This is a genomic window from Protofrankia sp. Cas8, from assembly GCF_963555845.1.
GTDB lineage: Bacteria > Actinomycetota > Actinomycetes > Frankiales > Frankiaceae > Protofrankia.
On the sequence record NZ_CAUVXI010000345.1, the window covers coordinates 1 to 2,182 of the forward strand.

5 protein-coding genes are annotated in these 2,182 nt (G+C 64.6%); all 5 read left to right on the forward strand.

The window, feature by feature from the left end:
• A partial coding sequence (locus tag U9977_RS26580; protein WP_322750837.1) for a helix-turn-helix transcriptional regulator occupies positions 1-287 on the forward strand: 287 nt, incomplete at its 5' end.
• Between the two features lie 142 nt (positions 288-429).
• Positions 430-768 (forward strand): XRE family transcriptional regulator, encoded by a 339-nt coding sequence (locus U9977_RS26585; protein ID WP_239336476.1) that lies wholly within the window; start codon positions 430-432, stop codon positions 766-768.
• Positions 769-1,245: 477 nt separating this feature from the next.
• Positions 1,246-1,443, forward strand: a complete 198-nt coding sequence (locus tag U9977_RS26590) for a hypothetical protein (protein WP_322752014.1) — start codon at positions 1,246-1,248, stop codon at positions 1,441-1,443.
• Positions 1,444-1,591: 148 nt separating this feature from the next.
• Positions 1,592-1,786, forward strand: a complete 195-nt coding sequence (locus tag U9977_RS26595; protein WP_322752015.1) for a hypothetical protein — start codon at positions 1,592-1,594, stop codon at positions 1,784-1,786.
• A gap of 311 nt (positions 1,787-2,097) precedes the next feature.
• A partial coding sequence (locus U9977_RS26600) for a DUF433 domain-containing protein (protein WP_322752017.1) occupies positions 2,098-2,182 on the forward strand: 85 nt, incomplete at its 3' end.

The window sequence follows — 2,182 nt, forward strand, 5'->3', positions numbered from 1 at the left end:
TTCGTGCCGAGCTGCACGACGGCGACGATGAGGCGCTTGCCGCCGAGCGGGCGCGCACTGAGTCCTGGATCAGTGCCTTCCACCTTGGCGAGGAGCGCAAGCGGCTGGGGCTGACCCAGCGTCAGGTAGCCGAGCTGATGGGCGTCTCACCGGGGCGGGTGAGCCAGATCGAGAACGGTGACCTCGACGTCAACGAGGTCGCGACGCTGAGCCGGTACGCCCGGGCGCTGGGTGCCCGCATGCGGATCATTTTCGACTACGGCAACGACCTTCGCCAGATCGCCTGAGGCGCTGCCGGCACAGGTCACCGTCTGCCCATTCGCGTCTGGTTGGTTGCGGAGCAGCCGGGAGCGTCGGGAGAGGCGGGTCGAGAGGAGCGGATGAACGCTATGACCTTCACCTTGCCGAGATCGAGAGGAGGGACTACCGATGACAACGATGCGATGGGACGACGTCAAACGCCAGGCCGAGCAGGCACGTGTCGCCGCCGGCTATCCGGTACGGACCGATGCCGACCGCGAGGCCGGGCAGCGCCGCCTCGACGACGAGATCCACGCCTACCGGCTGGCCGAGGTCCGACGCAGCCGCGCTCTGACTCAACGTGAGGTTGCCGAAACCATGGGTGTATCCGGCCCCCGCATCTCCGACGTGGAACGCGGAAAGCTGGACGTGGTGTCGGTGTCAGTCCTGCGCGCCTACGTCGAGGCACTCGGCGGACGGTTGAAGGTCACGGCCGAGTTCGACGACTCGAGCTACATCGTCGCCTGACATCGACAGCCGTCACCGAACAAAGCGGCAGCCCGTAACAAACTGCAACGAAGCTGCCCGCTGCTCAGCAAGCATGTGGAGTGTGGGTGCGCCGCCAGGGATTTGAACCCCGAACCCGCAGATTAAGAGGAAAGAGCGGCTTGTCCATCAATGTCCGTGGACGTCCGTCCCCGTTGCAGTACAACTGCAGTACGGCACCGCTCCGGGTGCCAGCGACGGAAGGTAAGGATCGTCCCGTCCGACATCCGGCTGGCCCCTATGGCATCCCGTAGGCCGCAATCGTGACGGCCTTCGCAGTTGACGGGGATCTCGTCGTCTCCAGGTCGTTTGATGATTCAGAAGCTGTGCTGCGTACTACGGTAAACGGAGGGTCTTCTTCACGCCTGTCGAGGTGGTTGACAATAGTGCATCTCGCCGGAAGTTGCCGGAAGATCCTTCTCGATACCCGGGGGAGACAGGACACAGGGGGAGGCCAGGATGAACTACGAGGTGCCGGCCGCCCTGGTTGGCGTTGAGCTTGTCGATCTTTCGCCTGCTTCGCAGGCAGCACTCGACGATGCACTGGCGGAAGCCGACGCCGGTCATACCGAGTTGTACGACAGCGTCGAGGACTTCGACGCCGACCTGCGGGCTGCTGTCGTTGGCGACTTGGTCGAGTATCCTCGCACCGCCTGACCATTGCTCCTGCTCCGTGAGTGAGCAGGTCGTGAGCAGACGGGTACTGTGCCGGTTGTGCCCACGTTCGAGCGGACCATACGGTTCCTGGACATGTACCGCCGGTTGACCCCTTGCCCAGCGTGAGCGGTTCCTGCGCGCACGGGACATGTTCCTCGCCGATCTCCGGGCAGGGGGTGGGTTCCGTAAGGGGCTGCGGGTCAAGGGTGCGCGAACCCGACCGGGGGTCTATGAGATCACGTGGGCACCCGACGGTCGCGCCACGTTCGCCTACGGACCGTCCAAGAGGGCGGATGAGCCGCACATCATCTGGCTGGAAGTCGGCACCCACGACATCTTGTGATGTCGTCGGCGGCCGGTAACCGCCAGGTGGTCAGGCGCCTTTCCAAGATCGTCGATCCGGTTCTGACCTGCCTCAACCAGCGTGCGCTCGGAGGGACTCGAACCCCCAACCTCGTGATCCGTAGTTTGCTCCGGATCATCCGTGGACGTCCGTTGAGGTACGTCGAGTCCAGTGACGTGGGCTCGGACGTCCGTGTACATCCGCTGGCGCTCGTGTTTGTCCGCCGGCTCGGCTGTCAGTTTGACTGTCATCCGGTCCCGGCTCCCCTGGGCGCATACTGAAGCGTGGGAGATGATCGGCTGGCCCTGATCGTGACGGATCCGGCGGTCTGCCATGGGAGGCGCACATCCCGGGGTACCAGGGTGCCGGTGGGTGTGGTGCTCGACTGTCTGGCGG

Coding starts and splice junctions, on each gene's coding strand:
- U9977_RS26590 (WP_322752014.1), top strand. CDS start 1,246: ATGAACTACGAGGTGCCGGCCGCCCTGGTTGGCGTTGAGCTTGTCGAT.
- U9977_RS26595 (WP_322752015.1), top strand. CDS start 1,592: ATGTTCCTCGCCGATCTCCGGGCAGGGGGTGGGTTCCGTAAGGGGCTG.
- U9977_RS26585 (WP_239336476.1), top strand. CDS start 430: ATGACAACGATGCGATGGGACGACGTCAAACGCCAGGCCGAGCAGGCA.